This is a genomic window from Streptomyces sp. SID5469 (assembly GCF_009862865.1).
Lineage (GTDB): Bacteria > Actinomycetota > Actinomycetes > Streptomycetales > Streptomycetaceae > Streptomyces > Streptomyces avermitilis.
In genome coordinates, this window is the sequence record NZ_WWIN01000001.1 from 5588392 (window position 1) to 5613659 (window position 25268).

A 25268-nucleotide genomic window follows, 5' to 3' on the forward strand; every position below is an offset into this window, starting at 1 on the left:
TCCCGGTGCGGTGCCACGACCGATGGGAGGCTGCTGCTGCGGGGTGCCGCCGATAACAGTGCCGCGTGGAATCGCACCAGCGGATCGTCCGCTCGGTGGCGAGACCGGGCGGCCGCCAGTGACTCCGTTGGCGTTTCTGGCCGCGCCGGGAACGGCCGACTCACGACCTGGGACCGGCTGACCACCGGACATGCCGGGGCCGAAGGGGCCGGTGGGTCCGCGCCCGGGTACGTGCGATCCTCCGGGTGTACCTGAGCCGGACGGCGTGGGCAGGGCACTCCGGCCTCCATACACGGAGTGCCCCCCGCCTGCCCGAGGAACCTGCGGAGTCACTGCTCTGCCCCCGAACGCAGGCGGAAGCAACCCGGTCGTCGGCTGTGTCCTGCCGTCCGGGCTGCTTGGTTCCGGGGGCGGCGCCGGTGGGGCGGAAGGAGCTGCTGGAGCGGACGGAACGGTTCTTACGCTGTCGATCGCCGTGTTCGTCGTGTCTGTGTGAGGGCGCGGCGGCGCATCTGGCCCGACGGCCAGGTCCGTCAGGTGGTGCGGCGCGGACGCCCTCGGTGCTGAACTCATGCCGCCCACACCGGAGTCGGCGTCCGTCTCCCGCCCCAGAGCGTCCGCTCGCGCCACCGTCCCTTGGGTACCGCCATCGGCGGTGGGCGCGGTGATGTGGGTTCCACCGTCACGTTCGATCGGCACGAACCGCTTTGGCAACTCCGGAAACTCGGGCGCCTTCAGCGCGTCGATCTGTTCCGTCGAGGCGGTGTACGACTGGGCCAGTTTGATCATCAGCCCGGCCGCTTCAGCGCTGTCATCGGCGAACGACGTCTTGGCCTTCTCCACCGCGGCATCCGAGGGACTGCCGTCGTGGTCGCCGATGTCCGTTGCCTTCGCCGCGTGCGCGTCGAGCACCGATCGCGCGGTGGCACTCTGATTCCGCAGAATCTCCAGCTGGGGCCTGACCTCGTGAAGCGTATCCCCCGCGTGGCCCAGCCATTTGCCCGCGCTCGCGCTGTAATCGCCCAGTCCCAGGGTGGCCAACGCGGCCTGGTGGATCCACTTCCGGAACGCCTCGCCGCCTTCACCCTCCCACTCGACCGCCATGCTGTGGGTCCGCAGATCGGTGCCGATTTCCCCGATCGTCTTCGCGGCCTGGGTCAGCAGTACGCCGAGCTCCGTGGCCGTCGCACCGTCCGCCCCCTCCACCATGGACCACAGCTGTTCGGGATCCTGGGTCAGAAACCGGGACTGCCGGACCGTCCGCCACGCCGAGCTGCCCAGATCAGACATGGAGCCGTCCCGCCTTCCCCACCACGGTCGTGGTGCTGCCGTTCCTTGCTGACACGGACATCACAGACCTCCGGCCTCCGCGTCCGGCGGTTGGGAACCCTGTTGGTCACCGCTCGGTCTTCCCACCCCCCGACTGGTGCGGTTCTCCGCTCCCGGCCCCGGCCTGTCGGCGAGCAGTTCGTCGGCCTCGACCCGGATCCGGCTCAGGCGGTCGCGAACGTCGTCGTCGAGATCGTGATAGCCGGCCTTCGAGGCGTCGACCGTGACGACCAGTCCCTCGATCTGCAACGCCAGCATCTGGGACAGCTGCTCCAGTTGGGAGTGCACTCGGGTGTAGGCGGCGTGCAGCGCGTCGGCCTCGTCGAAGTTGCCCAGACGTCCCGTGGGCAGAGCGCCGTCCGCGATCCTGCGCGGCGCGGCCTTCGACTCCTCCAGCTGAGTCAAGAGGTCATCCACCCTCTTCTTGAAGGCGGTCAGCGTCTCGCCCTCGACACGCAGAACCTGCGCCGCGGCGGCACCGACACCCGCGAAGGGCCCGATACCCGAAGCCGCGATCCCTCCCACAGCAGCCCCCAGGCCAGCGCCGGTTGCCTGCGGATCTCCCGTGCTGTCGACCGCCATCACGTCCTCCCCGTCCGGACAACTTCTCCGTCAGCACCTCGGGGTACTCACTGACAGTGCCAATGACATCCCCGTCTGTAACAGAAGCAACTCCGCAAGATAGCTGTGATCTCGTGTCTTCGCGGAATCCTGTTGCCCCCATGGCGTGGGGCTGGCTGAAAGCCGACTCCGCCGTGCGTCGGGCCACTCCACTGCTGCCATGTCCCGCCTGCTGCAGGGCGCAGCTTGGCGAGAACAGGCCGTCGCCGTGCGCAGATGTCGATCTGTGAATGTCCGATGCGTGACGGTGGTTCGGCTGTCCGCCCGCGCCCGACCGGGCTGTGTCGCAGTTTCACCCCGTTGTTGCCACTGTGGCAGCGGGTCAGGCCCATGGGCATGAGTAGGCATACTCAGTCACTCTGGTGGATCGCACGGATACAGTGCGTTGCGACCACGGGATAACGTCCGCAACAGCAGGCTCAGACAGCGCCGTTGAGCCGTACAACGGGGAAGGATTGCGGATGGCGTGGGACGAGTGGGAACAGATCAAGGCCGCGGCGGCCGAGCGCCGCTCCACCCAGATGCAGCTCAACCAGTTGCCGGCTGATCAGGGCGGCAGCACTCCCACGGGTGGGTCGAAGCCCGGATTGAATGGCGGCTCGGGCACCCTGCGGCACTCGAACGGGCCGTGGACCCACGCGGCAGGCACAGCGGACGACCTGAGGATCAGCACCGAGTCCACGAAGAAGAGCCTGCAGTCCGGCCATACGGGCGTGTCGGCGGGGGCTGAAGGCCTGGCGAGCCTGGGTGCGTTAAAGACGGTACTCACCTCCTGGGAGAAGCGGCTGGAGGCGGTACGGGACGAGTGCGAGTCACTGGAGCCCAAGCTGCGCGCCGTCGCCAAGGACATGGGCGAGTACGACAGTGCCGTTGCCGCCAAGGCGCGCGCTGTGCACGTCTCGGACGGGGGCAAGGGCTAGTGACCTCGGCGTTGACCTGGCAGCAGTTGCGGGACCTGACGCTCTCGGGGCTGGATGACGCGGCCGACGGCTGGGTCAAGGTCTCACACCACGCGGATGCCTCGGCCGAACGAGTGGACGCCGAGATGGCCGGCAAGTTGTCCAAGACGCAGGAGAGTGAATCGGCGACGGCGGCCATCCGGCGGCTGCAGCGACTGAGCCGTAACTATCACTACATCCACGCCGAGTGCGGACTGATCCGCTCCTCGGTGAACGGTCTTGCCTCCGAACTCAGGCCTCCTCAGCGGCGGCTGAAGGAGGCGCTGGACGATGCCACCGCCCTGTCGTACGCGGTGAACGAGGACGGGAGCATCGGGTACCCGGCCGGCGGCAAGAACGAGATGACCGGGGAGAAGATCCCCGGTGGTTCGGCAGTGGGCCACAACGGCATGCTCGCGCCGGGCAACAACGGGCTGTACCCACCGAGCGACAAGGGGCTGCACACGCCCGGCACTGGTCCTGGAACCCCCGGCCTGATCAACCCCAACCCTCACCACGCCAAGGCGCAGGACATCGCTGACCGCATCGCTCACGCCCTGCGCGAGGCCCGGGAGACCGACGAACGTTACCGACAGGCGCTGAGCAAGCTCAAGGCAGGCCCCGGGCTGAAGGTCGACACGAAAACCTGGGCCGACGCTGCCGCCGACGTCAAGGCCGTGGGCGATGCTGCGACGGAATACCTGAAGGACGACATCCCTCTCGACAAGTCCCCCGCCGCTCGCAAGGACTGGTGGGACCACCTCACGCAGGAGCAGCGGGAGGAGTACCTGGCGGTCTACCCGGACGTGATCGGGAACCTGGACGGCATCCCGGCAACCGTGCGGGACGAGGCCAACCGGGAAAACGTCGAGCTCCTCATCGGCAAACTCTCGGGGCAGGATGACGAGAAGTCGAAGACGATACTGGAAGGGCTGAAGGGAATTCAGGGGAAACTGCAGGAAGCAAGCGTGCCACCGATGTATCTTCTTGGTATCGGCGACGAAGGAAATGGTCGTGCGATCGTTTCCTATGGGAATCCCGACACGGCGAATAACGTCTCGGCTTATGTCCCTGGGCTCTCGACGAAACTGGATGGCGAATTCGTCGGCGGCTCGATGAAACGAGCCCAGGACACTGCTCTTGGCGCCAAGGAAGCCGACCCTCACAGCTCAACCGCGTCGATCGTCTGGCTCGGCTACGACGCGCCCCAGCTCTCTCCCACGGACCTCGCCGCCAACACAGACGTCATGTTCAGAGAAAATGCCGAAGCCGGAGCACCGGCATACAACAGCTTTATGGCAGGAATCTCAGCGACGAACGAGAACGAGAATCCGCATATCACCGCCATTGGGCACTCATACGGTTCCCTCACCGTAGGCTTGGCAGCTCAGGAGAAGGGCGGGGTCCCCGGAGCCGACGACATCATCCTCGTCGGTAGCCCCGGCACTGATGCAAAGACCGCCGACGATTTGAACGTCGGCAAGCACCATGTATTCGTCGGTGCGGCAGACAACGACATCGTCACTAAGCTCCCTAATCATAATGAGGCCAGTGGCATGGGAGCCGGGGCTGCTGGTGGCGGATCAGCAGGTCTTGTACTGGGATTGGGGATGGGCGGCCCCGTAGGTGGAGTCGTTGGTGGTGCAGCCGGTACCGTCGTGGGTGGCATCGCCGGCTATATGGCTCAGGACCAGCAGACGGATCCCAGTCAGATCTGGTTCGGAACCGATCCGGCGAACAAGGCGTTCGGAGCCACACGCTTCTTGGTCGACGATGGCCCTCCTGTGACCGACGGTGGGTTTGACGCACACTCGCACTATTTCACCCCCACAAAGGACCAGATGTCAGCCGACAATATTGCCAACATCGTGGTTGGGAAGTCCGACGGAATCGTCTTGGAGCAGCCACGATGAGAGGCGTCAGCGTCACGATCCTGGTAGGAATGCTGCTTTTGACGGGATGCGGAACTTCGGAGCAGCCGGCTGAAGGGAAGCCGAAGATGAACATGCAAGAAGCGGCGGAAAATGCCGATAAAATGCTGGACGGGACTTTCGCTGCCATCAAGCCCGCCGTCCACTGGACCCACGGGGAAACCACCGCGGGCAGCTGTGATGTGTCGCGGCGTCGCGCAGTGATGACCATCATCTCCCCAGAACGCAGGGGTAGTTTCCTCGGGGTGGTGGAGCGCTATTGGAAAGCCGAGGGGTACCGACAGCTTGGTGTGAATCGAAGCACCAAGAGCCCTGCGACGTACTTCGAGACTCCCGACCAGTTCCGTGTGCGCCTCCTCATCGGCGGCAACGGCCAAGCCTTCTTCGAGGTGGCTACACCGTGTGTCACCAAGTCCTCGGTGTCGCCGCCGACAGCCGAGACGGTCGGCCCTAATTATGCGGGAGGATCGATCCCGGACCCCAACGTCCGATCTGATTTCTGGTCATCAACCACCCCGACCCCCTCTGCGTCCCCGAGCGAGAAGAACTGAGCGTGCAGCGCACAGCCACTTCGTACGTGTCTTCGTCAGACGCCCGCGCTCAGCAGCACCTCAGTGAGGCGGTTGGCGACATCCGGGCGTCCCAATGACCGGGCCTGCTGCGCCATGTGCGAACCGCCCAGCCTGCTGTACCTCCGTGATCAAGGCGGCTCCGGCTTCCGGCGGCGACGGCTGTGGGGACTTCGTGGCGCGCTGCGGCGCCGCTTCGTCGTGGACGGGGCTGCGGCTTGCTTCTGCGTGAAGGGGCCGTTCGTGTCCGTTTTTCGGGACCCGTCAACCGGTGCCTGCGCTGAGCCGACTCCGACCGGTTCGGGTGATGGCCGTGCTCCAGATAGACGCCGCTTCCCACCCTGCTTGGGCAAGGCCGCGCCCCTTGAGCGTGTGGGCGGTATCAGCGAGCTCGGGGCTGCCCGACGCGACGGGGTCGTCCCCGATGCGGGTGAGGAGCGCGGGTTGCCGGTCATTTAACGGAGACCATAGGTGCATGGCGATCGCCGTACCGTCCGTGGTCTCCTCGCCACAAGCCGTGGGGTGGCCCTTCCGAGGTGTACGCGGCGCCCAGCGTGCTTCAAGGCGGAACGCCACTTGCTCGGAGCCACCGGGAGCCGCTTCCCGCAGTCGGCTCCCGAATGGCTCCCAAAACGGGGCCGCACAACAAATCAGGCCCGGTGCTGATCTCTCAGCACCGGGCCTGACCTGGTGTTTCACTGTCGGGGTGGCGGGATTTGAACCCACGACCTCTTCGTCCCGAACGAAGCGCGCTGCCAAGCTGCGCTACACCCCGATGTCACTGCTTGTCGCGGCGACGTCGTTTACTTTAGCCCACTGGTGGCTGGAGACGAAATCCGTTTTTGGCGCGGCGGCGGAGCGGGTTCGGGCGGACGCGGTCGAGGGTGACGAGGAGGACCGCCAGGGCGTAGAACGCCAGGCCGAGGAGGAGCGCGTTGCCGAGGACGCTCTTGTAGCCGTGCTGTTCGACGTCCAGGAACGGGTAGAGGTAGCGGCCCGGCGTGCCCGGCAGGATCAGCTCGCCCCGGGCGAGGGTGAGCGCCAGGTACGCGAGGGGGTAGAGCAGCCAGGCGCTGGCCTGGCGCAGGCGCAGGCGTCCCGAGCCTGTCAGGAGCAGCCAGTCCAGTACCACCGCGACCGGGACCGCCGTGTGCAGGAGCTGGTTCGTGAGCGCCTGCCAGCCCGTGAGCGGGCCCGCCTGGCCGGTCATCGTGAAGGGGGCCGGCTCGTGCGCGAGGAGCAGATGGTAGACGAGGCCGGTGATCACGGCGTAGAGCAGTGTGCCGCCGGTCAGGAGCGCGGGCAGGGGGCGGCGGGCCGCCCAGGCCCGCCAGGCCGAGAGGGTGAAGGTCAGGGCCACCAGCACGCTGCTCTGGATCGTGAAGTAGGTGAGGACGCGCAGCGGGCTGCCGAGGATCAGGTCGATGGTCACGCCCGCCGTCGCCGCCAGGGCGACCAGCAGGCGGAACGCGGTCGTCAGCGGACGGCGGGTGGGCGCCACCACCGCCGCCGCGGGGACGGCGGACGGCATCAGTACAGGCATCCCCGGAATGGCGGGCAGGTCCGGTATGTCCTTGGGTATGCGGGCGATCATGCCCTCACGCTAAGCGGATCGGGCAAATCGGGCGATACGGGCAAGCTGTGTGGGTTACTCGCCCGGCCGCTCCTCCCGGGATACCGGCTACTCCCTCTCCACCAACGTCAGCAGCGACGCTTCCGGCGGGCAGGCGAACCGCACCGGCGTGTAGCGGTTCGTGCCGCAGCCCGCCGACACGTGCAGGTAGGACGCCCGCCCCTCGGCCGTGTGCCGCGACAGGCCCTTCACCCGGTCCGTGTCCAGGTCGCAGTTGGTGACGAAGGCCCCGTAGAAGGGGAGGCAGAGCTGACCGCCGTGGGTGTGCCCGGCCAGGATCAGCGGGTAACCGTCCGCGGTGAAGGCGTCCAGGGTGCGCAGATACGGAGCGTGCACCACGCCCATCGAGAAGTCCGCCGAGACCGACGGGCCGCCCGCCACGCGCGCGTACCGGTCCCGCTTGATGTGCGGGTCGTCCAGGCCGGTCAGCTCGATCTCGGCGCCCTCGATCTTCAGGGCCCCGCGCGCGTTCGTCAGGTTCAGCCAGCCCGCCGCGTCGAAGCCGTCGCGCAGGTCCTCCCACGGGTTGTGGATGGCGTCGACGGCCGGCTTGTTGCCGTTCAGCCCGTGGCGGCCCTGGGTCTTCTCCAGCAAGTAGCGGGCGGGGTTGCGCAGTTTGGGGCCGTAGTAGTCGTTCGAACCGAAGACGTACGCCCCCGGGAACTCCATCAGCGGGCCCAGTGCGTCGAGGACCTCCGGCACGCCCTCCGGGTCGGAGAGGTTGTCCCCGGTGTTGATGACGAAGTCGGGGCGCAGTCCGGCCAGCGACCTCAGCCAGCGCTGCTTCTTGCGCTGGCCGCCGACCATGTGGATGTCCGACACCTGCAACACGCGCAGGGGGCGCATCCCCGGGGGCAGGACGGGGACCGTGACCCGTCGCAAGCGGAAGGAACGGGCCTCGAAACCCGCCGAGTAGAGGAGACCGGCGGCGCCGGCCGCCACGATTCCCAGGGGTACTCCGTATCGCGCGCGCATACGTCCATCGTGTCAGACCCCGACGCCGCCGCGTATCCGCCTGTGGACAACCGCGGCAGCCCACGGCGGGCCGCGGGGGCCCGCCCGAAATCAACGGGCGGCAGCCGTGCCACACCTGCGACAATCACCCCATGACCACGCTCAAGTCGAAGCTGCAGGAAGACCTCAACGCCGCAATCAAGGAGCGCGACGAGCTCCGCTCCTCGACGCTCCGGCTGACCCTCGCCGCGATCACCAAGGAGGAGGTCGCGGGCAAGACCAAGCGCGAGCTCTCCGACGACGAAGTGCAGAAGGTGATCACTCGCGAGGCGAAGAAGCGGCGCGAGGCCGCCGACGCGTTCGCGCAGGGTGGTCGCCCCGAGTCGGCCGAGCGGGAGAAGGCGGAGGGTGAGGTGCTCGCCACGTACCTGCCCCAGCAGCTGTCCGACGAGGAGCTCCAGCAGATCGTCGGACAGGCGGTCCAGGAGGCGAAGGCGGCCGGCGCCGAGGGCCCGCGCGCCATGGGCCAGGTCATGAAGATCGTGAACCCGAAGGTGGCCGGCCAGGCCGAGGGCGGCCGCGTCGCCGCGGTGGTCAAGCAGCTCCTCGCGGGCGGCTGAGCAGCGCCCCCGTCGTCGTACCGCGTACCACCGACAGAAGGGGACGGAGCTGGGCGGAACTAGCCGTTCCCGTTCCTGCCGCCGTTCCCGTTCCCGCCGTTTCCGTTTCCGCCGTTCCCGTTCCCCTGGATGAAGCCATCCGGGATCGAGAAGGACGGGAGCGGGACGGTCGTACCGCCGTCGGTGCCACCCGTGACGGTCGTGCCTCCGGTGTTGCCGTTCCCGTTCCCGTTGCCGCCGTTGTTCCCCTCGTCGCCGCCCTTGTCCTTGTCCGCGTTGCTGTCCGGGATGTTGATCAGGTTGAAGTCCGGGGCCGGCTTGCCCTGGAGCGCGCCCGACATCATGTCGCGCCAGATCGGGCCCGGGACCTGGCCGCCGTAGACCTTGGCCCAGGTGGTGCCGCCGATGGTGATGTTGACCATGCGCCGCTTGTGCGCCGGGTCGCCGACCCAGACCGCGGCCGCCATGTTCGGCGTGTAGCCGACGAACCAGGCCGCGTAGCGTCCGTCCGTCGTACCGGTCTTGCCCGCGCTGGGACGGCTGCCGAGGCCGGCCTCCGTACCCGTACCGTCCTCGACCACGCCCTTCAGCAGCGTGTTGATCGTGTCCGCGGTGGTCTCCGTCATCGCGCGTGAGCACGTCGACTTCGGGACCTCCAGGGACTTCTTCTCGTCGCCGACGGTCTGGGTGATCGACTCGATGGCGACCGGCGTGCAGTGCATGCCGCGGGAGGCGAAGGTCGCGTACGCGTTCGCCATCGTCAGAGGCGACATCTCCTGCGTGCCCAGCGCGATCGACGGGGCCTGGGTGATCTTCGCTCCGTCGGCGCGGCTCACGCCCATCTTCTTGGCCATCTGCGTCACCGGGCAGATGCCGATGTCGCTGATCAGCTGTACGTAGTAGGTGTTGACCGACTTCGCGGTCGCTTCCTTCATCCCGTACGGGCCGCGCTCAGACTCGTTCTCGTTCGTCAGCTTGGCCGGGCGGTTCGGGTCGTTGCGCCAGGTCTTGCCGTTACAGGCCGAGATCGGGCTCGGGTACAGCATCTCGTAGGGCGACGGGTACGCCTGCGTGGCCGGCATGCCGCCCTCGACGGCGGCCGCCGCCACGATCGGCTTGAACGTCGAACCGGGCTGGTAGCCCGCGCCGCCGCCCATGTCCTTGTCCACGGAGAGGTTGATCTGCGTCTCGTTCTTGCCGAAGCCGTACGGACGCGACTGGCCCATCGCGAGGATCTTGCCGGTGCCGGGCTCGACGACCGTGGCGGCCGTGGCCACGCCGTCGCTCTTGTTGACGTGCTGCTTGATCGACGTCTGCGCCGACTCCTGCGCCTGCGGGTCGAGCGTCGTACGGATCGTCAGACCGCCCCGGTTCCAGATCTTCGCCCGGGCCTCCTTGGTCTTGCCGAAGACCGGGTCGGTCAGGAAGACCTCGCGTACGTAGTCGCAGAAGAAGCCCGCGCCCTTGACCGCCGTGATGCAGCCGTTCTTCGGCTTGCTCACGTTCAGTCCGAGGGGCTTCTCCTTGGCCGTGTCGGCATCCGCCTGCGAGATGTCGTGGACCTCGGCCATGCGCTGAAGCACCACGTTGCGTCGCTTCTTGGCCTCCGCCTCGTCGTTCACCGGGTCGTACCGGGTGGGCGACTGGACGATGCCCGCGAGGAGCGCCGACTCCTGGACGTTCAGGTCCTTGGCGGACTTGGAGAAGTAGCGGTGGGCGGCGGCCTCGACGCCGTAGGCCTGCTGGCCGAAGAACGTGATGTTCAGGTAGTTCTCGAGGATCTTCTTCTTGCCGAGCTTCTCCTCGATCTGGATCGCGTACTTCAGCTCGCGGATCTTGCGGCCGAGGGTCTGCTGGGTGGCCTGGGCGACCTTCGTCGGGTCGTCGCCCGCCTCCTCCACGAAGTAGTTCTTCACGAGCTGCTGCGTGAGGGTGGAGGCGCCCTGGGCCACTCCGCCGTTCTGCGCGTTCTGGTTCACCGCGCGCAGGATGCCCTTCAGGTCGACCGCGCCGTGCTGGTAGAACCGCGAATCCTCGATCGCGACGATCGCCTTCTGCATGTACGGCGAGATCTCCTTGAGATCCACCACCGTGCGGTCGCGCGAGTAGACCGAGGCGATCTGGCCGCCGGCACTGTCCAGGATCGTGGTGCGCTGGCTCAGCTGCGGGCTCTTCAGGTTGGCCGGGATGTCGTCGAATCCTTTGACGGAACCCTTGGCGGCGAGCCCGAGCGCACCGGCGGCGGGCATCGCGATTCCGGCCATCACCGCCCCCGCGAGCACACTCACTCCGAGGAACTTGGCGGCCTGCTGCACAGGGGACAGTCCCCCGCCCGAGCGCTTCTTTGGCATGAGGGCAGCCTACGTTCTCATTCGCCGGACACGCGTATATGCCTTGGCCTAAGCTGCTCCCAACTGTCACAGCAGTAGGGCCTTGTATCAAATACGGTCGGCGACGCCGAATCGTTCCGGTGTTCCACCAACTTTTTTGTTGAGGGCGTGTCCGAATCCGCCTCGTGTGTCACCGGACGTCCGTTGTGACTCAACTGAACTGCCCCGGTTCGCCGGGAGAGTCGCATATGTCGCCAGCTCACTCCCCCGGGTGATCTGCCGCTTACGCATAGTCCGTTCGGGCCATTCAAGATTGGGCCCGAAGGGGGTGTTGCGCTGTGCCCACCTTCCGTAACGTCCTCAACTGGCGGCGGTGAATATGCCGCTGCCGCCGTGGGGGAGCCTCGATTCGGGAGAGGACGGCGCCGGTATGGGCTGGGTAACCGACTGGAGTGCGCAGGCGGCCTGCCGCACTACCGATCCGGATGAACTGTTCGTTCAAGGAGCAGCGCAGAACAGGGCCAAGGCAGTGTGCACCGGATGTCCGGTGCGCACGGAGTGCCTCGCCGATGCGCTCGACAACCGCGTCGAATTCGGCGTGTGGGGTGGCATGACGGAACGGGAGCGCCGCGCGCTGCTGCGCAGGCGGCCCACCGTCACCTCGTGGCGTCACCTGCTGGAGACCGCGCGTACGGAGTACGAGCGCGGCGCGGGTCTGCTGCCCCTCGACGAGGAAGAGGTGTACGAGAACTACGCGGCGGTGGGCTGAGGGAGTCCCCCCCAAGCACCGCCGTCGGATCCCCGGGCACTGTCATCGGATCCCCAGGCACCGCCAGGGGATCCTCACGCACCGCCAGGGGATGTGGGCAGCTCCGGCCGGTTGGCCGCGAGCCGGTCCCCGATGTCCCGCAGTCCCGTGAGGTCGTGGACGTCACCGGGCAGCGCGGCCACTTCGGCCACGGCCACCTCGGGGTGGAGCGCGGCGAAGCGGTCACGTGTGCGCTGCTCGCGGGAGAGCAGTTGCATGCGCTCGGCGTGCAGTATCAGCAGGCCTGCGGTGAGTTGTTCGACTGCTCCGTCCGTGGCGGGGGAGCCCTCGGAGGAAGCGGGAGTCTGGTCAGCGGGAGTCAGGTCAGCGGGTGATTCTGAACTTCCGTACGTGTCGGGAGAGTTACGAAGTCCAGCTTTCCCGCCCTCCTGATCGACAATGCGGGACTCCTCAAGATTTTCCGTGCTGCCGGGATCGGCGGCGAGGTCCAGGTTTTCCGCGGCGGCGAGCGCCCGCTCGGCGGACAGCTGAGCGGCTCCGCTGCCGTGGACCCGGTTGAGGACGAGACCGGCGAGCGGCATGTCCTCGGCGGCCAGCCGCTCCACGAAGTACGCGGCCTCGCGCAGCGCGTCCCGCTCCGGGGCGGCCACCACCAGGAACGCCGTACCGGGCGCCTGAAGCAGCTTGTACGTCGCGTCCGCGCGCGTGCGAAAGCCGCCGAACGTCGTGTCCATCGCGGCCACGAACGTCTGTACGTCCTTGAGGAGCTGACCGCCGAGCAGCTTTCCGAGCGTGCCGGTCATCATCGACATACCGACGTTCAGGAACTTCATCCCCGCCCGGCCGCCCAGCTTCGCGGGGGCCGTCAGCAGCCGGATCAGCTTGCCGTCCAGAAAGGAGCCGAGCCGCTTCGGGGCATCCAGGAAGTCCAGCGCCGAGCGCGAGGGCGGCGTGTCGACGATGATCAGGTCCCACTCGTCACGCGCGCGCAGCTGCCCCAGCTTCTCCATCGCCATGTACTCCTGCGTGCCCGCGAAGCCCGCCGAGAGCGACTGGTAGAAGGGGTTGCTCAGGATGGCGGCCGCCCGCTCGCGGTCCGCGTGCGCCTCGACGATCTCGTCGAAGGTGCGCTTCATGTCGAGCATCATGGCGTGCAGTTCGCCGCTCGCGGAGTCGTCGATGCCCTTCACCCGCCGCGGGATGTTGTCGAGCGAGTCGATGCCCATGGACTGGGCGAGCCGGCGCGCCGGGTCGATGGTCAGGACGACCACCTTGCGGCCGCGCTCGGCGGCCCGCAGCCCCAGGGCCGCCGCCGTGGTCGTCTTGCCGACGCCGCCCGAGCCGCAGCACACCACGATGCGGGTGCCCGGGTCGTCCAGCAGGGGGTCGACGTCCAGGAGGCGGGCGGAGCCGATCGCGCGCGCCGGGTCCTCGGCGTGGGCCGCTTCCTGGTCGTGGGGGTGGGCCGGGTCGGGCGTGTGGGCCGGGTCCAGACTCATGAGATCCCTTGGGTCCGCAGTTCCTTGGCGAGCTCGTACAGGCCCGCCAGGTCCATTCCCTCGGCGAGCAGTGGCAGTTCGTGCAGCGGCAGCTCCTGCTCCGTGAGCACCGCCCGCTGCTCGCGCTCCAACGCGAACCGCTCGGCGTACTCCTCGGCCTGCCTGAGCAGCGGGTCCACCAGCCGCTCCGCGAGCCCGCCGCGCCGGGCGCCACCGAGGCCGGCGGCGGAGAGCGACTTGGCGATGGCCGTACGGGGCGTGGTGTGCGCCAGCTCCAGGTCCGCCTGGTCCAGGACCGCGGGCCGCACCATGTTCACGATGATCCGGCCCACCGGCAGCTTCGCCGCCCGCAGCTCCGCGATGCCGTCCGCGGTCTCCTGGACGGGCATCTCCTCCAGGAGCGTCACCAAGTGGACCGCCGTCTCGGGCGACTTGAGTACACGCATGACGGCCTGGGCCTGGTTGTGTATCGGACCGATCTTCGCGAGGCCGGCCACCTCGTCGTTCACGTTGAGGAAGCGGGTGATGCGGCCCGTGGGCGGCGCGTCCATGACGACGTAGTCGTAGGCGAAACGTCCGCTCTTGTCCTTGCGGCGCACGGCCTCGCAGGCCTTGCCCGTGAGGAGTACGTCGCGCAGTCCGGGCGCGACGGTGGTGGCGAAGTCGATGGCGCCGAGCTTCTTCAAGGCGCGGCCCGCGCTGCCCAGTTTGTAGAACATCTGGAGGTAGTCGAGGAGTGCCAGCTCGGGGTCGATGGCAAGTGCGTACACCTCCCCGCCGCCCGGAGCGACCGCGATTTTCCGTTCCTCGTAGGGCAACGCCTGCGTCTCGAAGAGCTGCGCGATGCCCTGTCTGCCCTCGACCTCGACCAAGAGGGTGCGTTTGCCCTCGGTCGCGAGGGCGAGCGCGAGGGATGCGGCGACCGTGGTCTTGCCGGTACCGCCCTTGCCACTGACGACCTGGAGCCTGCTCACGTCTTCGAGCCTAACCAGTCTGTGCGCGGCCTACGCAGGAGGCTGTGGACAACGTGCGCGGAAGGCCGTCCACGACAGCGGCTACAGTCGGTCACATGACCAAGTGGGAATACGCAACCGTGCCGCTGCTCGTCCACGCCACGAAGCAGATTCTGGACACCTGGGGCGAGGACGGCTGGGAGCTCGTCCAGGTCGTGCCCGGGCCGAACAACCCCGAGCAGCTGGTGGCCTACCTGAAGCGCGAGAGGCAGGCATGAGCGGGGCAGTCGAGGCGAAGCTGGCGGAACTCGGGCTGACGCTGCCCGCGGTCGTGCCGCCGCTGGCCGCGTACCAGCCCGCTGTGCAGTCCGGCGTGTACGTGTACACCGCCGGCCAGCTGCCGATGGTGGAGGGCAAGCTTCCGGTCACCGGCAAGGTGGGCGCCGAGGTCACGCCGGAGGAGGCGAAGGACCTGGCCCGCACCTGCGCGTTGAACGCGCTGGCCGCGGTGAAGTCGGTGACGGGCGACCTCGACCGCATCGCGCGTGTCGTGAAGGTCGTCGGGTTCGTGGCATCGGCCTCGGACTTCACCGGGCAGCCGGCTGTCTTGAACGGCGCGAGCGAGCTGCTCGGCGCGGTGCTCGGCGACAAGGGCGTGCACGCGCGGAGCGCGGTCGGCGTGACGGTGCTGCCGCTGGACGCGCCGGTCGAGGTCGAGATCCAGGTGGAGCTCACGGAGGCGTAGTGCGCCGCCGGGTGGCGGGGGCCGGGGCCGTGCGGGTGGGCTCCGCCCGCCGCCCCACCTGCGGGTGGTCGCGCTGCCGGGGGGGGGCGCGGGCGGCATCCTGCCCGCGCCGGCGGGTGGACCCACCCCGGCCGGCCCCGGCTCCCGGCGACTGATCGTCCGGGGGCTCTCGAACATCCGCCCGGTACGGGATAGCCTCCGGCCATGGTGAATGGGCAGTGGTATCCACCGGAGTGGCCGGTCCGCATCCGTGCGCTGGCGGAAGGCGCCCTCACCCCTGTCGCCCCCAAGCGGGCGGCCACCGTCATCCTGCTCAAGGACACCGACCGCGCCCCCGTCGTCCACATGCTGCGCCGCCGCACCTCCATGGCCTTCGCCGGAGGCGCGTACGCGTACCCGGGTGGCGGTGTGGACCCCCGCGACGACGAGCGCCAGGTCCGCTGGGCGGGCCCCACGCGCGCGTGGTGGGCGAACAGACTCGGTGTCGACGAGACCTCCGCGCAGGCCATCGTCTGCGCGGCCGTACGGGAGACGTACGAGGAGGCGGGCGTCCTGCTCGCCGGGCCCACGCCGGACACCGTCGTCGGCGACACCACGGGGGACGACTGGGAGGCGGACCGGGCGGCCCTGGTCGCCCGTGACCTGTCCTTCGCCGAGTTCCTCGACCGCAGGGGGCTCGTGCTGCGGTCGGACCTGCTGGGCGCCTGGACCCGCTGGATCACCCCCGAGTTCGAGCCCCGCCGCTACGACACCTGGTTCTTCGTGGCCGCCCTCCCCGAAGGACAGCGCACCCGCAACGCCTCCACGGAGGCCGACCGTACGGTGTGGATCCGGCCGGCGGACGCGGCGGACGGGTACGACAAGGGCGAGCTGCTGATGATGCCGCCCACCGTCGCGACCCTGCGTCAGCTCCTCCCGTACGCCGCCGCCGCCGCCGACGTCCTCGCCGCCGCCCCGGCCCGCGACCTGACGCCGGTGCTGGCCAAGGCGCGTCTGGCGGACGGGGAGGTCGTCCTGTCCTGGCCCGGCCACGACGAGTTCACCAAGCACATCCCGACCGGTGGAGCCCCCGCATGACGGACGCAGCAGCCCTTCCCGGCCAGCCACGCGGCGGAGTCCTCTCGGGCCCCGCCACCCGGCGCGCCGTCAACGTCCTCGCGCCCAACGCCTCCGCGATGACCCTGGACGGCACCAACACGTGGATCGTCGCCGAGCCCGACTCCGAGCTCGCGGTCGTGATCGACCCCGGCCCCCTGGACGACGTACACCTGCGGAACGTCGTCGACACGGCCGAGCGGGCCGGCCGGCGGATCGCGCTGACCCTGCTCACGCACGGGCACCCGGATCACGCGGAGGGGGCCGCGCGGTTCGCCGAGCTGACCGGGACGAACGTGCGTGCGCTCGATCCGGCGCTGCGGCTCGGCGACGAAGGGCTGGCGCCCGGCGACGTCGTCACCGTGGGGGGTCTGGAACTGCGGGTCGTCCCGACGCCCGGCCACACCAGTGACTCCCTGTGCTTCCATCTGCCCGCCGACCGGGCCGTCCTGACCGGTGACACCGTCCTGGGGCGCGGTACGACCGTCGTGGCGCACCCCGACGGCCGGCTGGGCGACTATCTGGACTCCCTGCGGCGGCTGCGCTCCCTGACCGTCGACGACGGCGTGCACACCGTCCTGCCCGGCCACGGGCCCGTCCTGGACGACGCCCAGGGCGCCGTCGAGTTCTACCTCGCCCACAGAGCCCACCGGCTGGCCCAGGTGGAGACGGCGGTCGAGAACGGCTACCGGGCGCCTGCCGAGGTCGTCGCCCACGTGTACGCGGACGTCGACCGCTCCCTGTGGCCGGCAGCCGAGCTCTCCGTACGAGCCCAGATGGACTACCTCCGGGAGCACGGCCTCATCTAAGGCCCGCCTGCCAGTAGGGCACGCCTGTCACATGGATCACGTGGATCACGTGGATCAGGCGGCCGCACCGGCCCTAGTCCGGGCGTGGCTCCTTCACGCCGTGCACGCGCGCGTACTCCTCGGCCAGCCAGGGGCCCAGATCGTCGACGTACCGACGGAGGACGGTGGGGTCGCCGGTCGGGTCGTATCCGAGCAGCGCCGCCTCCCGCAGCTGCCCCGCCCGCTCCGGGTAGTACTCGGCGAACGCCTCGGCCATCTCCCCGAGATCGCTGGTCCAGCCGTTCCAGCGGGGCATGACGAGCGTGAAGCCGGTGCGGACCAGGTGGCGGGACATGAAGCGGACAAGCGGGCGGCGGGCCTCGTCCGTGTCGGCCGTCCCGGCGATCCGCTCGCGCCAGCGCGACAGGTGGAGCGCGAGGTCGCCGTTCGTCTCGCGGGCGAGGTGGGAGTCGGGGCGGTAGCGGGGCAGGAACTCGGCCAGGTCCTCGCCCAGCAGGGGCGTGCAGAGGCAGGCGACGAACCAGCCGAGGTCGTACGTCTCCAGGGCGCTCAGCGTCCGCGTACGGCTGACCAGGAGCGTTCCGACGCCGTCGATCCCCGGGAACTCCTTGTCGAGCGAGTCACCGAGCGCACGCGCCTCCGCCCGGTCCGCCTCGGTGGGCTCGTCGCGCAGGACGAGGAGCAGATCGAGATCACTGCGCCCCACGCGCGCGGTGCCGCGCGGAATCGACCCGTAGAGGTACGCGCTCGTCATGCGCGCCCCGAAGACGTCCGTCAGCCGGTCGCGCGCCGCGGCGACCACGGGCCAGAACGTCTCCTGGATCCGGCCGAGCGAACCCTCGCGTTCGATGTATCCCTGGGCGTCGAGCCCTCCGTGGTGCCCCTGTCCGGCCATGCGCCCACTGTGCCCCGACAGGAGCGTGGTGGCAGATGATTTTTGGATCAGCACGCCAGAAGGTACGCCGATGGGGCCCCGCCGGTTCAACGGCGAGGCCCCATCGGCGTACGGCGTCAGCGCGAGCGCTTCGCGAGGCGCTCCACGTCCAGCAGGATCACGGCGCGCGCCTCCAGGCGCAGCCAGCCGCGGCCCGCGAAGTCCGCGAGGGCCTTGTTGACCGTCTCGCGGGACGCGCCGACCAGCTGGGCCAGCTCCTCCTGTGTGAGGTCGTGCACCACGTGGATGCCTTCCTCGGACTGCACGCCGAAGCGGCGTGAGAGGTCGAGCAGGGCGCGCGCGACCCGGCCGGGCACGTCCGAGAAGACCAGGTCGGACATCTGGTCGTTGGTCTTGCGCAGGCGCCGGGCGACGGCGCGCAGCAGGGCGGCGGCCACCTCGGGGCGCACGTTCAGCCAGGGCTGGAGGTCGCCGTGGCCGAGGCCGAGCAGCTTGACCTCGGTCAGCGCGGTGGCCGTGGCCGTGCGCGGACCCGGGTCGAACAGCGACAGCTCGCCGATCAGCTCGCCGGGGCCGAGGACGGCGAGCATGTTCTCGCGGCCGTCGGGGGATGTGCGGTGGAGCTTGACCTTGCCCTCGGTGACCACATACAGCCGGTCACCGGGGTCGCCCTCATGGAACAGGGCGTCGCCGCGCGCGAGGGTCACCTCACTCATGGAGGCGCGGAGCTCCGCGGCCTGCTCGTCATCGAGCGCCGCGAAGAGCGGGGCGCGCCGCAGAACGTCGTCCACGAGTTCTCTCCTTGTCGACCTGCTCAGGGGATCTTGCTCCCCCGTTACCAGGGGACCGTGTTCCCCATTTTGCTGGACGGTCCAAACAGTGTGATCAGTCACAAGTCTGCCGCACGGTCGTGCGGGGCAGTGCGGCAGGGGGCCAATTGGGGGCTGATCTTCAGGGTCCGGGGCGGATGTCGGTGCAGGGCTTTAGGCTGGCCGGGTGTCCAAATCGCCGGTGAGAGCACAGGCCAAGGGGGCTGGGCGGGTGGTAGTACGTCGCGATTCCGCTGTGGGCGAACAGGTCACGGGTGGAACGAATAAAACGACAAAAGCGGCAGAAGCTCCAGAGGTGGCGCCGGTGAAGAAGGCAGCCCGGAAGACAGTCAAGAAGGCGGCCAAGAAGGCGACGACGGCCGTGAAGAAGGACGCGTCCGCGGACCCCGTCGCCAAGGCGCCCAAGTCCGTGGCCGCCAAGCCGCCCAAGTCCGCCGCCAAGCCGCCCAGGAACGAGTCGCGCACCGCCCTCGTCCGCCGCGCCCGCCGGATCAACCGCGAGCTCGCCGAGGTGTACCCGTACGCACACCCGGAGTTGGACTTCGAGAACTCCTTCCAGCTGATCTTGGCGACCGTCCTGTCCGCGCAGACCACCGACCTGCGGGTGAACCAGACGACGCCGGCGCTGTTCGCCAAGTACCCGACCCCGGAGGACCTGGCCGCGGCCAACCCCGAGGAGGTCGAGGAGATCCTCCGGCCCACCGGCTTCTTCCGGGCCAAGACCAAGTCGGTCATAGGGCTGTCCAAGGCCCTCGTGGAGGAGTTCGGCGGCGAGGTCCCCGGGCGCCTCGAAGATCTCGTCAAGCTGCCCGGCGTAGGACGCAAGACGGCCTTCGTGGTGCTCGGCAACGCCTTCGGGCGGCCCGGCATCACCGTGGACACCCATTTCCAGCGGCTCGTCCGCCGCTGGCAGTGGACCGACGAGAAGGATCCGGACAAGATCGAGGCGGCCGTCGGCGCGCTCTTCCCGAAGAGCGAGTGGACGATGCTCTCGCACCATGTGATCTTCCACGGCCGCCGCATCTGTCACGCCCGCAAGCCGGCCTGCGGGGCCTGCCCCATCGCCCCGCTCTGCCCGGCGTACGGGGAGGGCGAGACCGACCCCGAGAAGGCGAAGAAGCTCCTGAAGTACGAGAAGGGCGGCTTCCCCGGCCAGCGGCTCAATCCCCCACAGGCGTACCTGGACGCGGGCGGCATCCCGGCGCCGCCCCTGGGAGCGCCCCAGGGCACCCCATGAGGGCGCGCGTGGAACGATCCGCGGACCGGCAGGCGTTGGGAACAGCAGAACGGGGGTGGCGATGACGCACGCGAGCAACGCGCAGGACAGCAGGGCAGCGCTGAGCGGCGACGGGCGGGCTGCGCTCGGCGGTGACGGGCGGGCCGCGTTCGGCGAGGACGGCCAGGTGGCGCTGCGCAAGGACGGTATGCCCGACTGGCTCGATCCGGTCGTGCGGGCCGCCGAGACGGTGGAGCCGCTCCAGCTGAGCCGCTTCCTGCCGCCCAAGGACGGCGCGGGACGCCAGTCCGCCGTACTCATCCTGTTCGGCGAGGGCGACCGCGGCCCCGAGCTGTTGCTCATGGAGCGCGCCGGCTCGCTGCGCTCGCACGCCGGCCAGCCGTCCTTCCCCGGCGGTGCCCTCGACCCCGAGGACGGCGACCCGGGGGCCGACGGGCCGCTGCGGGCCGCTCTGCGCGAGGCCGAGGAGGAGACCGGGCTCGACCCGAGCGGCGTCCAGCTCTTCGGCGTGCTCCCCAAGCTGTACATCCCGGTGAGCGAGTTCGTCGTCACCCCGGTGCTGGGCTGGTGGCGCCGCCCCACGCCGGTCGGAGTGGTCGATCCGAACGAGACGGCGCGCGTCTTCACGGTCCCCGTGGCGGATCTCACGGACCCCGCCAACCGCGCCACCACCGTGCACCCCAGCGGCCACAGAGGTCCGGCATTTCTGGTCGAATCGGCCCTGGTGTGGGGCTTCACGGCAGGCGTCATCGACCGGCTGCTGCACTACGCGGGCTGGGAGCGCCCCTGGGACCGCGACAAGCAGGTCCCGCTCGACTGGCGCGCATGACAGGGTGGCACCCGTGCTGTGTTTTCCCGGGGGACGCCGTGTCCTCTTGCCGCTGAGCGGCGGGCCGGGCCCCCGGCCGGACGGCGGGGACCGGAATGCGATGAGGCGAGGCTTGAAGCGGTGAACGTGCTGGACATCCTGTTGCTGGTCGCCGCAGTGTGGTTCGCGATCGTGGGCTATCGCCAGGGCTTCGTCGTCGGCATCCTGTCGGTGATCGGCTTCCTGGGCGGCGGCCTCGTCGCGGTCTACCTGCTCCCCCTCATCTGGGGCTGGGCGACCGACGGCACCAAGGTCACTACGACCGCCGCCGTCGTCGCGGTCATCGTGGTGATCGTCTGTGCCTCCGTCGGCCAGGCCCTCACCACCCACCTCGGCAACAAGCTGCGCCGGTACATCACCTGGTCGCCGGCCCGCGCCCTGGACGCGACCGGCGGCGCCCTCGTCAACGTCGTGGCGATGCTCCTGGTCGCCTGGCTGATCGGCTCGGCCCTCGCCGGTACGACGCTGCCGACGCTCGGCAAGGAGGTGCGGGGCTCCAAGGTCCTCCTCGGCGTGGCGCGGGCCCTGCCCAACCAGGCCGACACATGGTTCGCGGACTTCTCCTCGGTCCTCGCGCAGAACGGCTTCCCGCAGGTCTTCAGCCCGTTCGCGAATGAGCCGATCACCGACGTGCAGCCCCCCGACCCGGCGCTCGCGAAGAGCCCGGTCGCCACGCGCGCGCAGAAGTCCATCGTCAAGGTCATGGGCACCGCGCAGAGCTGCGGCAAGGTCCTCGAAGGCACCGGCTTCGTCTTCGGCAACCGCCGGGTGATGACCAACGCGCACGTGGTCGGCGGGGTCGACGAGCCCACCGTCCAGATCGGCGGCGAGGGCAGGAAGTACGACGCGAAGGTCGTCCTCTACGACTGGCGGCGCGACATCGCCGTACTCGACGTGCCGAACCTGAAGGCGCCCGCGCTGCAGTTCACTTCGACGGACGCGGCCAGCGGCAACGGCGCGATCGTCGCCGGCTTCCCGGAGAACGGGTCGTACAACGTCCAGCCCGCGCGCGTGCGCGGCCGCATCACGGCCAACGGCCCGGACATCTACCACCGCGGCACCGTGCGCCGCGACGTGTACTCGCTGTACGCGACCGTCCGTCAGGGCAACTCCGGCGGCCCGCTGCTCACCCCCGAAGGCAAGGTGTACGGCGTGGTCTTCGCGAAGTCGCTCGACGACGCCAACACGGGGTACGCGCTCACCGCGGACGAGGTCCAGAAGGACATCACCCAGGGGCGTAGGGCCAACCAGCAGGTGGACAGCGACAGCTGCGCGCTCTGAGTCTGGGGCAGCCGCCGGCAGGTGTCAGCCGCGAGGGTGGCGCAGACGAACCGAGACCCAGCGGGCCCGGCGGCGCAGAATGCGCGGGATCCCTACCCTGGGGTCCGTGCCCGGCAGCTGCGGAGCGCCCCTCTGGTGGGAGCTCGGACCAGTGGCCGAGCGGCGGTTGCGTGCTGCGTCACTGTAGTCGTGCGTCCAGCCCATACCCCGACGTCTGCCCCTGCCCCAAGGTCGATAACCGCGCTCACGGCCCCCAATTGGCCTATGCGGCAGGCAAGTGGCCGTTCGTAGGACAGGCGTTCGCGTCCCGGACGCCGGGCGTATCGGCGCGGTCACCGACCTGGCGCGGTCACCGGTCGGGTTCGGGGTCCTTCAGCCAGTTGATCAGCTCGGTGGAGAAGGCGACCGGGTCCTCTTCGTGCGGGAAGTGCCCCAGCCCGTCGAACAGCCGCCAGCGGTACGGGGCTTCGACGTACTCCCCGGAACCGGCCGCACTGCGCGTACGCATCACGGGGTCCAGCGAGCCGTGCAGATGGAGTGTCGGCACCCGCACCGGCCGCTTCATGCGCCGGTTGAACTGGATGCCGTCAGGGCGGGCCATCGAGCGGACCATCCAGCGGTACGGCTCGATCGAGCAGTGCGCCGTCGACGGGATGCACATCGCGCGCCGATACGTCTCGACGTCCTCGTCGTCCGGCAGACGCGGGCCCGACCAGTCCCGGATCAGACGGCCCACCAGGGCGCCGTCGTCCGCGGTGAGTTGGCGCTCGGGGATCCAGGGGCGCTGGAACCCCCAGATGTAGGAACCCGCGGTCGTCTGCTTGACGTCGGCGAGCATCGCCGAGCGCCAGCGCCGGGGGTGCGGCATCGAGGCGACCGCGAGGCGTCGTACGAGCTTGGGGCGCATCACGGCCGCCGTCCAGGCGAGATATCCGCCCAGGTCGTGCCCGACCAGCGCGGCGTCGGGCTCGCCGAGGGACCGTACGACCCCGGTGATGTCGAGTGCGAGGTTGGCGGGGTCGTAGCCGCGCGGGGTGCGGTCGCTGCCGCCGACGCCCCTCAGGTCCATCGCGACGGCGCGGAAGCCCGCGTCGGCGAGCGCGACCAGCTGGTGGCGCCAGGACCACCAGAACTGCGGGAAGCCGTGCAGCAGCAGGACCAGCGGTCCGTCGCCCAGTTCCGCGATGTGGAATCGCGCCCCGTTCGCCGCGACGTCCCGGTGGGTCACCTCGCGCCCGCCGGGGAGGTCGAGTCGTACGACCGAGGTGGATTGCGCCGAAGGGGTGGCCGGGTCCGTCATGAGGACGAGCGTGCCACAGCTTCGACCGCGTCACTCACCGGGGCGGTCCGGGGGTGCGGCTTGGCGTGCTGGAGGACGCCCGCCGTCTCCTTCATCGACGCGGCGACCTTCTGCGGGCCCTGGCTCTTCTTGGCCTTCTTCGCGAAGACCGTGCCGAGCAGCGCCAGCGCGCCGGCGACCAGCACGTTCGCGGCGAAGGACAGCAGGAAGCAGACCGCGAGATTCCAGTTGCTCCAGGTCCGGATGCCGTACGCCAGAGCGAAATTCAGCATCGGCAGGGAGAAGATCAGCACCGCGCCGGCCGCCGAGAAGGCCCCACCGGAGACCGCGCCGCGCTTCACGTCCTGTTTGAGCTGGGCCTTGGCCAGCGCGATCTCGTCGTGCACCAGTGCGGACATCTCGGTCGTCGCCGAGGCGACCAGCTGGCCGATGCTGCGTTCGGCGCCGACCGGGCTGCCGTCGGGTGCGCTCATCGCGGACTCCCTTTTCTGCATGTGTTTGTACCGTCTGGTCAGATCATGCCGGACCATCGTTCTCCGCGCCTGCCCCGCCCGTCACTTCGGCAAGCCTTCGGTGCTCGGCGGCCTTGCGCTCGTAGATCTCGGCCATGCGCAGGTGGTACGCCGGGTTGTCCTGCTCGTAGATGTCGGGGATGCCGTCGCTGTCCTCGTCGCGCTCCTCGTCCTCGCACAGGGCACGGTACTTGGCGTTGCGCAGCTTCAGCAGCGTCGTCGCGATCAGCGCCGCCAGAAGGGAACCGGTGAGGACGGCGGCCTTGACCTCGTCGGTCAGCACCGGATCACCGTCGAACGCGAGTTCGCCGATGAGCAGGGAGACGGTGAAGCCGATGCCGGCCAGCGACGCCACCGCGAAGACGTCGGGCCAGGCGAGGTCGTCGCTGAGCGACGCGCGGGTGAAGCGGGCCGTCAGCCACGTTCCGCCGAAGATGCCGATCGCCTTGCCGACGACGAGCCCGAGGACCACCCCGAGGGTCTCCGGCCTGGTGAACACGTCCCCGAGCGCACCCCCGGAGATCACGACACCCGCGCTGAACAGGGCGAACAGGGGCACGGCCAGGCCGGCCGACAGGGGGCGTACAAGATGCTCGATGTGCTCACCGGGAGCGTGCTCCTCACCCTGGTGGCGGTGGCAGCGCAGCATCAGTCCCATCGCCACACCGGCGATGGTGGCGTGGATGCCGCTGTTGTACATCAGCCCCCAGATGACGAGCGCGAGCGGCACGTACACGTACCAGCCGCGTACGCCCTTGCGCAGCAGCAGCCAGAAGACGGCGAGGCCGATCACGGCGCCGGCGAGGGCGGCGAAGTTCAGGTCGGCGGTGAAGAAGACCGCGATGATCAGGATCGCGAAGAGGTCGTCGACGACGGCGAGGGTGAGCAGGAAGGCGCGCAGCGCGGACGGGAGCGAGGTCCCGATGACCGCGAGGACGGCCAGCGCGAAGGCGATGTCGGTGGCCGTGGGTACCGCCCAGCCGCGGAGGGAGCCGCCACCGGTGAGGTTGGTGAGGGTGTAGACGAGCGCGGGTACGGCCATGCCGCACAGGGCGGCGGCCACGGGGAGCGCGGCCGCCTTGGGGTCCTTGAGGTCCCCTGCGACCAGCTCGCGCTTGAGTTCGATGCCGGCGACGAAGAAGAAGACCGCGAGCAGCCCGTCGGCGGCCCAGTGCTGGACGGAGAGGTCCAGGCCGAGGGGGGCGGGGCCGAAGTGGAAGTGGCTGACGCTCTCGTAGCTGTGGTGCAGCGCGGGTACGTTCGCCCAGATCAGCGCGGTGATCGCGGCGAGGAGGAGCAGGACGCCGCCGACGGTCTCGGTGCGCAGCGCCTCCGCGACGAAGTTCCGCTCGGGCAGCGAGAGCCGTCCGAGGAACTTGCGGGTGCTGGTGCGGGGGGCGGCCACGGCGGGAACCTCCGGGTCGGTACGGCTTGCTGACGGCCGTCGCGAAGGATCGCCGACGGCGTTGCCGACCAGACTTCCCGGCACACCCTGAGGTCGCCAGTTTAACCGATCATTACACGGGAAAATCTCGCTTCACGGAAAAAAG

At 69.3% G+C, this 25268-nt stretch carries 25 protein-coding genes and 1 tRNA gene; 13 read left to right on the forward strand and 13 right to left on the reverse strand.

Features of this window, described 5'->3' with window-relative positions; translation table 11 throughout:
* Positions 1 to 655 precede the first annotated feature (655 nt).
* Complete coding sequence (locus tag GTY58_RS23940; protein ID WP_137865199.1) at positions 656 to 934, forward strand: hypothetical protein; 279 nt, start codon at positions 656 to 658, stop codon at positions 932 to 934.
* A gap of 416 nt (positions 935 to 1350) precedes the next feature.
* Here the strand turns inward: GTY58_RS23940 and GTY58_RS23945 are convergent, their stop codons facing one another.
* On the reverse strand, positions 1351 to 1911 hold the full coding sequence (locus GTY58_RS23945; protein WP_048894227.1) for a hypothetical protein: 561 nt from the start codon (positions 1909 to 1911) through the stop codon (positions 1351 to 1353).
* Between the two features lie 500 nt (positions 1912 to 2411).
* On the opposite strand from GTY58_RS23945, the gene GTY58_RS23950 reads away from it, so the two are divergent.
* From GTY58_RS23950 to GTY58_RS23960, 3 genes are all read left to right on the forward strand, one after another.
* The gene (locus tag GTY58_RS23950) at positions 2412 to 2870 is read left to right on the forward strand and encodes a hypothetical protein (RefSeq protein ID WP_010986002.1); all 459 of its coding nucleotides are present in this window, start codon (positions 2412 to 2414) and stop codon (positions 2868 to 2870) included.
* 11 nt (positions 2871 to 2881) lie between these two features.
* Positions 2882 to 4801 (forward strand): alpha/beta hydrolase, encoded by a 1920-nt coding sequence (locus GTY58_RS23955; RefSeq protein WP_202497491.1) that lies wholly within the window; start codon positions 2882 to 2884, stop codon positions 4799 to 4801.
* Positions 4802 to 4887: 86 nt separating this feature from the next.
* The gene (locus GTY58_RS23960; protein ID WP_078234375.1) at positions 4888 to 5370 is read left to right on the forward strand and encodes a hypothetical protein; all 483 of its coding nucleotides are present in this window, start codon (positions 4888 to 4890) and stop codon (positions 5368 to 5370) included.
* Positions 5371 to 6089: 719 nt separating this feature from the next.
* Here GTY58_RS23960 and GTY58_RS23965 read toward each other — a convergent pair.
* The 3 genes from GTY58_RS23965 to GTY58_RS23975 form a co-directional block, all read right to left on the reverse strand.
* A tRNA-Pro gene (locus tag GTY58_RS23965) sits at positions 6090 to 6163 on the reverse strand.
* A 33-nt stretch (positions 6164 to 6196) separates the two neighbouring features.
* Positions 6197 to 6982, reverse strand: coding sequence for a Pr6Pr family membrane protein (locus GTY58_RS23970; RefSeq protein WP_010986004.1), 786 nt, complete (start codon positions 6980 to 6982; stop codon positions 6197 to 6199).
* An 87-nt stretch (positions 6983 to 7069) separates the two neighbouring features.
* On the reverse strand, positions 7070 to 7996 hold the full coding sequence (locus GTY58_RS23975; RefSeq protein ID WP_010986005.1) for a metallophosphoesterase: 927 nt from the start codon (positions 7994 to 7996) through the stop codon (positions 7070 to 7072).
* 131 nt (positions 7997 to 8127) lie between these two features.
* Between GTY58_RS23975 and GTY58_RS23980 the strand changes: the two genes are divergently transcribed.
* Positions 8128 to 8595, forward strand: coding sequence for a GatB/YqeY domain-containing protein (locus GTY58_RS23980; RefSeq protein WP_010986006.1), 468 nt, complete (start codon positions 8128 to 8130; stop codon positions 8593 to 8595).
* Positions 8596 to 8654: 59 nt separating this feature from the next.
* On the opposite strand, the gene GTY58_RS23985 is transcribed toward GTY58_RS23980, so the two are convergent.
* Complete coding sequence (locus GTY58_RS23985; RefSeq protein WP_010986007.1) at positions 8655 to 10946, reverse strand: transglycosylase domain-containing protein; 2292 nt, start codon at positions 10944 to 10946, stop codon at positions 8655 to 8657.
* Between the two features lie 409 nt (positions 10947 to 11355).
* Between GTY58_RS23985 and wblA the strand changes: the two genes are divergently transcribed.
* Entirely contained in the window at positions 11356 to 11694 is a 339-nt protein-coding gene (wblA, locus tag GTY58_RS23995; RefSeq protein ID WP_037649120.1) for a transcriptional regulator WblA, read from the forward strand.
* A 74-nt stretch (positions 11695 to 11768) separates the two neighbouring features.
* Here the strand turns inward: wblA and GTY58_RS24000 are convergent, their stop codons facing one another.
* Together GTY58_RS24000 and GTY58_RS24005 are read right to left on the reverse strand one after the other, a co-directional pair.
* The gene (locus GTY58_RS24000) at positions 11769 to 13193 is read right to left on the reverse strand and encodes an ArsA family ATPase (protein WP_010986009.1); all 1425 of its coding nucleotides are present in this window, start codon (positions 13191 to 13193) and stop codon (positions 11769 to 11771) included.
* Positions 13190 to 14167 carry an ArsA-related P-loop ATPase gene (locus tag GTY58_RS24005; RefSeq protein ID WP_010986010.1) on the reverse strand — a complete coding sequence of 326 codons (978 nt, stop codon included), beginning with the start codon at positions 14165 to 14167 and terminating at the stop codon, positions 13190 to 13192. The genes GTY58_RS24000 and GTY58_RS24005 overlap by 4 nt, the downstream gene beginning before the upstream one ends.
* 95 nt (positions 14168 to 14262) lie before the next feature.
* Between GTY58_RS24005 and GTY58_RS24010 the strand changes: the two genes are divergently transcribed.
* The 4 genes from GTY58_RS24010 to GTY58_RS24025 all read left to right on the forward strand — a co-directional run bounded on the left by GTY58_RS24010 (position 14263) and on the right by GTY58_RS24025 (position 16795).
* Complete coding sequence (locus GTY58_RS24010) at positions 14263 to 14424, forward strand: DUF4177 domain-containing protein (protein WP_010986011.1); 162 nt, start codon at positions 14263 to 14265, stop codon at positions 14422 to 14424.
* Entirely contained in the window at positions 14421 to 14891 is a 471-nt protein-coding gene (locus GTY58_RS24015; RefSeq protein ID WP_010986012.1) for a RidA family protein, read from the forward strand. Before GTY58_RS24010 ends, GTY58_RS24015 begins: the two co-directional genes overlap by 4 nt.
* Before the next feature lie 204 nt (positions 14892 to 15095).
* Positions 15096 to 15968: an NUDIX domain-containing protein gene (locus GTY58_RS24020; protein ID WP_010986013.1), complete on the forward strand. Its 873-nt coding sequence runs from the start codon at positions 15096 to 15098 to the stop codon at positions 15966 to 15968.
* Positions 15965 to 16795 (forward strand): MBL fold metallo-hydrolase, encoded by an 831-nt coding sequence (locus tag GTY58_RS24025; protein ID WP_010986014.1) that lies wholly within the window; start codon positions 15965 to 15967, stop codon positions 16793 to 16795. Before GTY58_RS24020 ends, GTY58_RS24025 begins: the two co-directional genes overlap by 4 nt.
* A 73-nt stretch (positions 16796 to 16868) precedes the next feature.
* Here GTY58_RS24025 and GTY58_RS24030 read toward each other — a convergent pair whose 3' ends face one another.
* Complete coding sequence (locus tag GTY58_RS24030; protein WP_037649121.1) at positions 16869 to 17690, reverse strand: nucleotidyltransferase domain-containing protein; 822 nt, start codon at positions 17688 to 17690, stop codon at positions 16869 to 16871.
* Positions 17691 to 17806: 116 nt separating this feature from the next.
* Entirely contained in the window at positions 17807 to 18481 is a 675-nt protein-coding gene (locus GTY58_RS24035; RefSeq protein ID WP_010986016.1) for a Crp/Fnr family transcriptional regulator, read from the reverse strand.
* A 334-nt stretch (positions 18482 to 18815) separates the two neighbouring features.
* On the opposite strand from GTY58_RS24035, the gene nth reads away from it, so the two are divergent.
* The 3 genes from nth (at position 18816) to GTY58_RS24050 (ending at position 21906) form a co-directional block, all read left to right on the forward strand.
* A complete protein-coding gene (nth, locus tag GTY58_RS24040) occupies positions 18816 to 19757 on the forward strand; it encodes an endonuclease III (protein ID WP_244905200.1) in 942 nt (313 codons plus the stop codon).
* A gap of 187 nt (positions 19758 to 19944) precedes the next feature.
* Positions 19945 to 20586, forward strand: a complete 642-nt coding sequence (locus tag GTY58_RS24045; protein ID WP_171033224.1) for a CoA pyrophosphatase — start codon at positions 19945 to 19947, stop codon at positions 20584 to 20586.
* Between the two features lie 120 nt (positions 20587 to 20706).
* Positions 20707 to 21906: a MarP family serine protease gene (locus tag GTY58_RS24050; protein WP_010986019.1), complete on the forward strand. Its 1200-nt coding sequence runs from the start codon at positions 20707 to 20709 to the stop codon at positions 21904 to 21906.
* A 24-nt stretch (positions 21907 to 21930) separates the two neighbouring features.
* Here GTY58_RS24050 and GTY58_RS40845 read toward each other — a convergent pair whose 3' ends face one another.
* The 4 genes from GTY58_RS40845 to nhaA all read right to left on the reverse strand — a co-directional run bounded on the left by GTY58_RS40845 (position 21931) and on the right by nhaA (position 25123).
* Positions 21931 to 22110 (reverse strand): hypothetical protein, encoded by a 180-nt coding sequence (locus GTY58_RS40845; RefSeq protein WP_078234372.1) that lies wholly within the window; start codon positions 22108 to 22110, stop codon positions 21931 to 21933.
* 145 nt (positions 22111 to 22255) lie between these two features.
* A complete protein-coding gene (locus tag GTY58_RS24060; protein WP_010986020.1) occupies positions 22256 to 23206 on the reverse strand; it encodes an alpha/beta hydrolase in 951 nt (316 codons plus the stop codon).
* A complete protein-coding gene (locus GTY58_RS24065; protein ID WP_010986021.1) occupies positions 23203 to 23679 on the reverse strand; it encodes a phage holin family protein in 477 nt (158 codons plus the stop codon). Before GTY58_RS24065 ends, GTY58_RS24060 begins: the two co-directional genes overlap by 4 nt.
* Positions 23680 to 23722: 43 nt before the next feature.
* Complete coding sequence (nhaA, locus tag GTY58_RS24070; protein WP_010986022.1) at positions 23723 to 25123, reverse strand: Na+/H+ antiporter NhaA; 1401 nt, start codon at positions 25121 to 25123, stop codon at positions 23723 to 23725.
* Positions 25124 to 25268 lie beyond the last annotated feature (145 nt).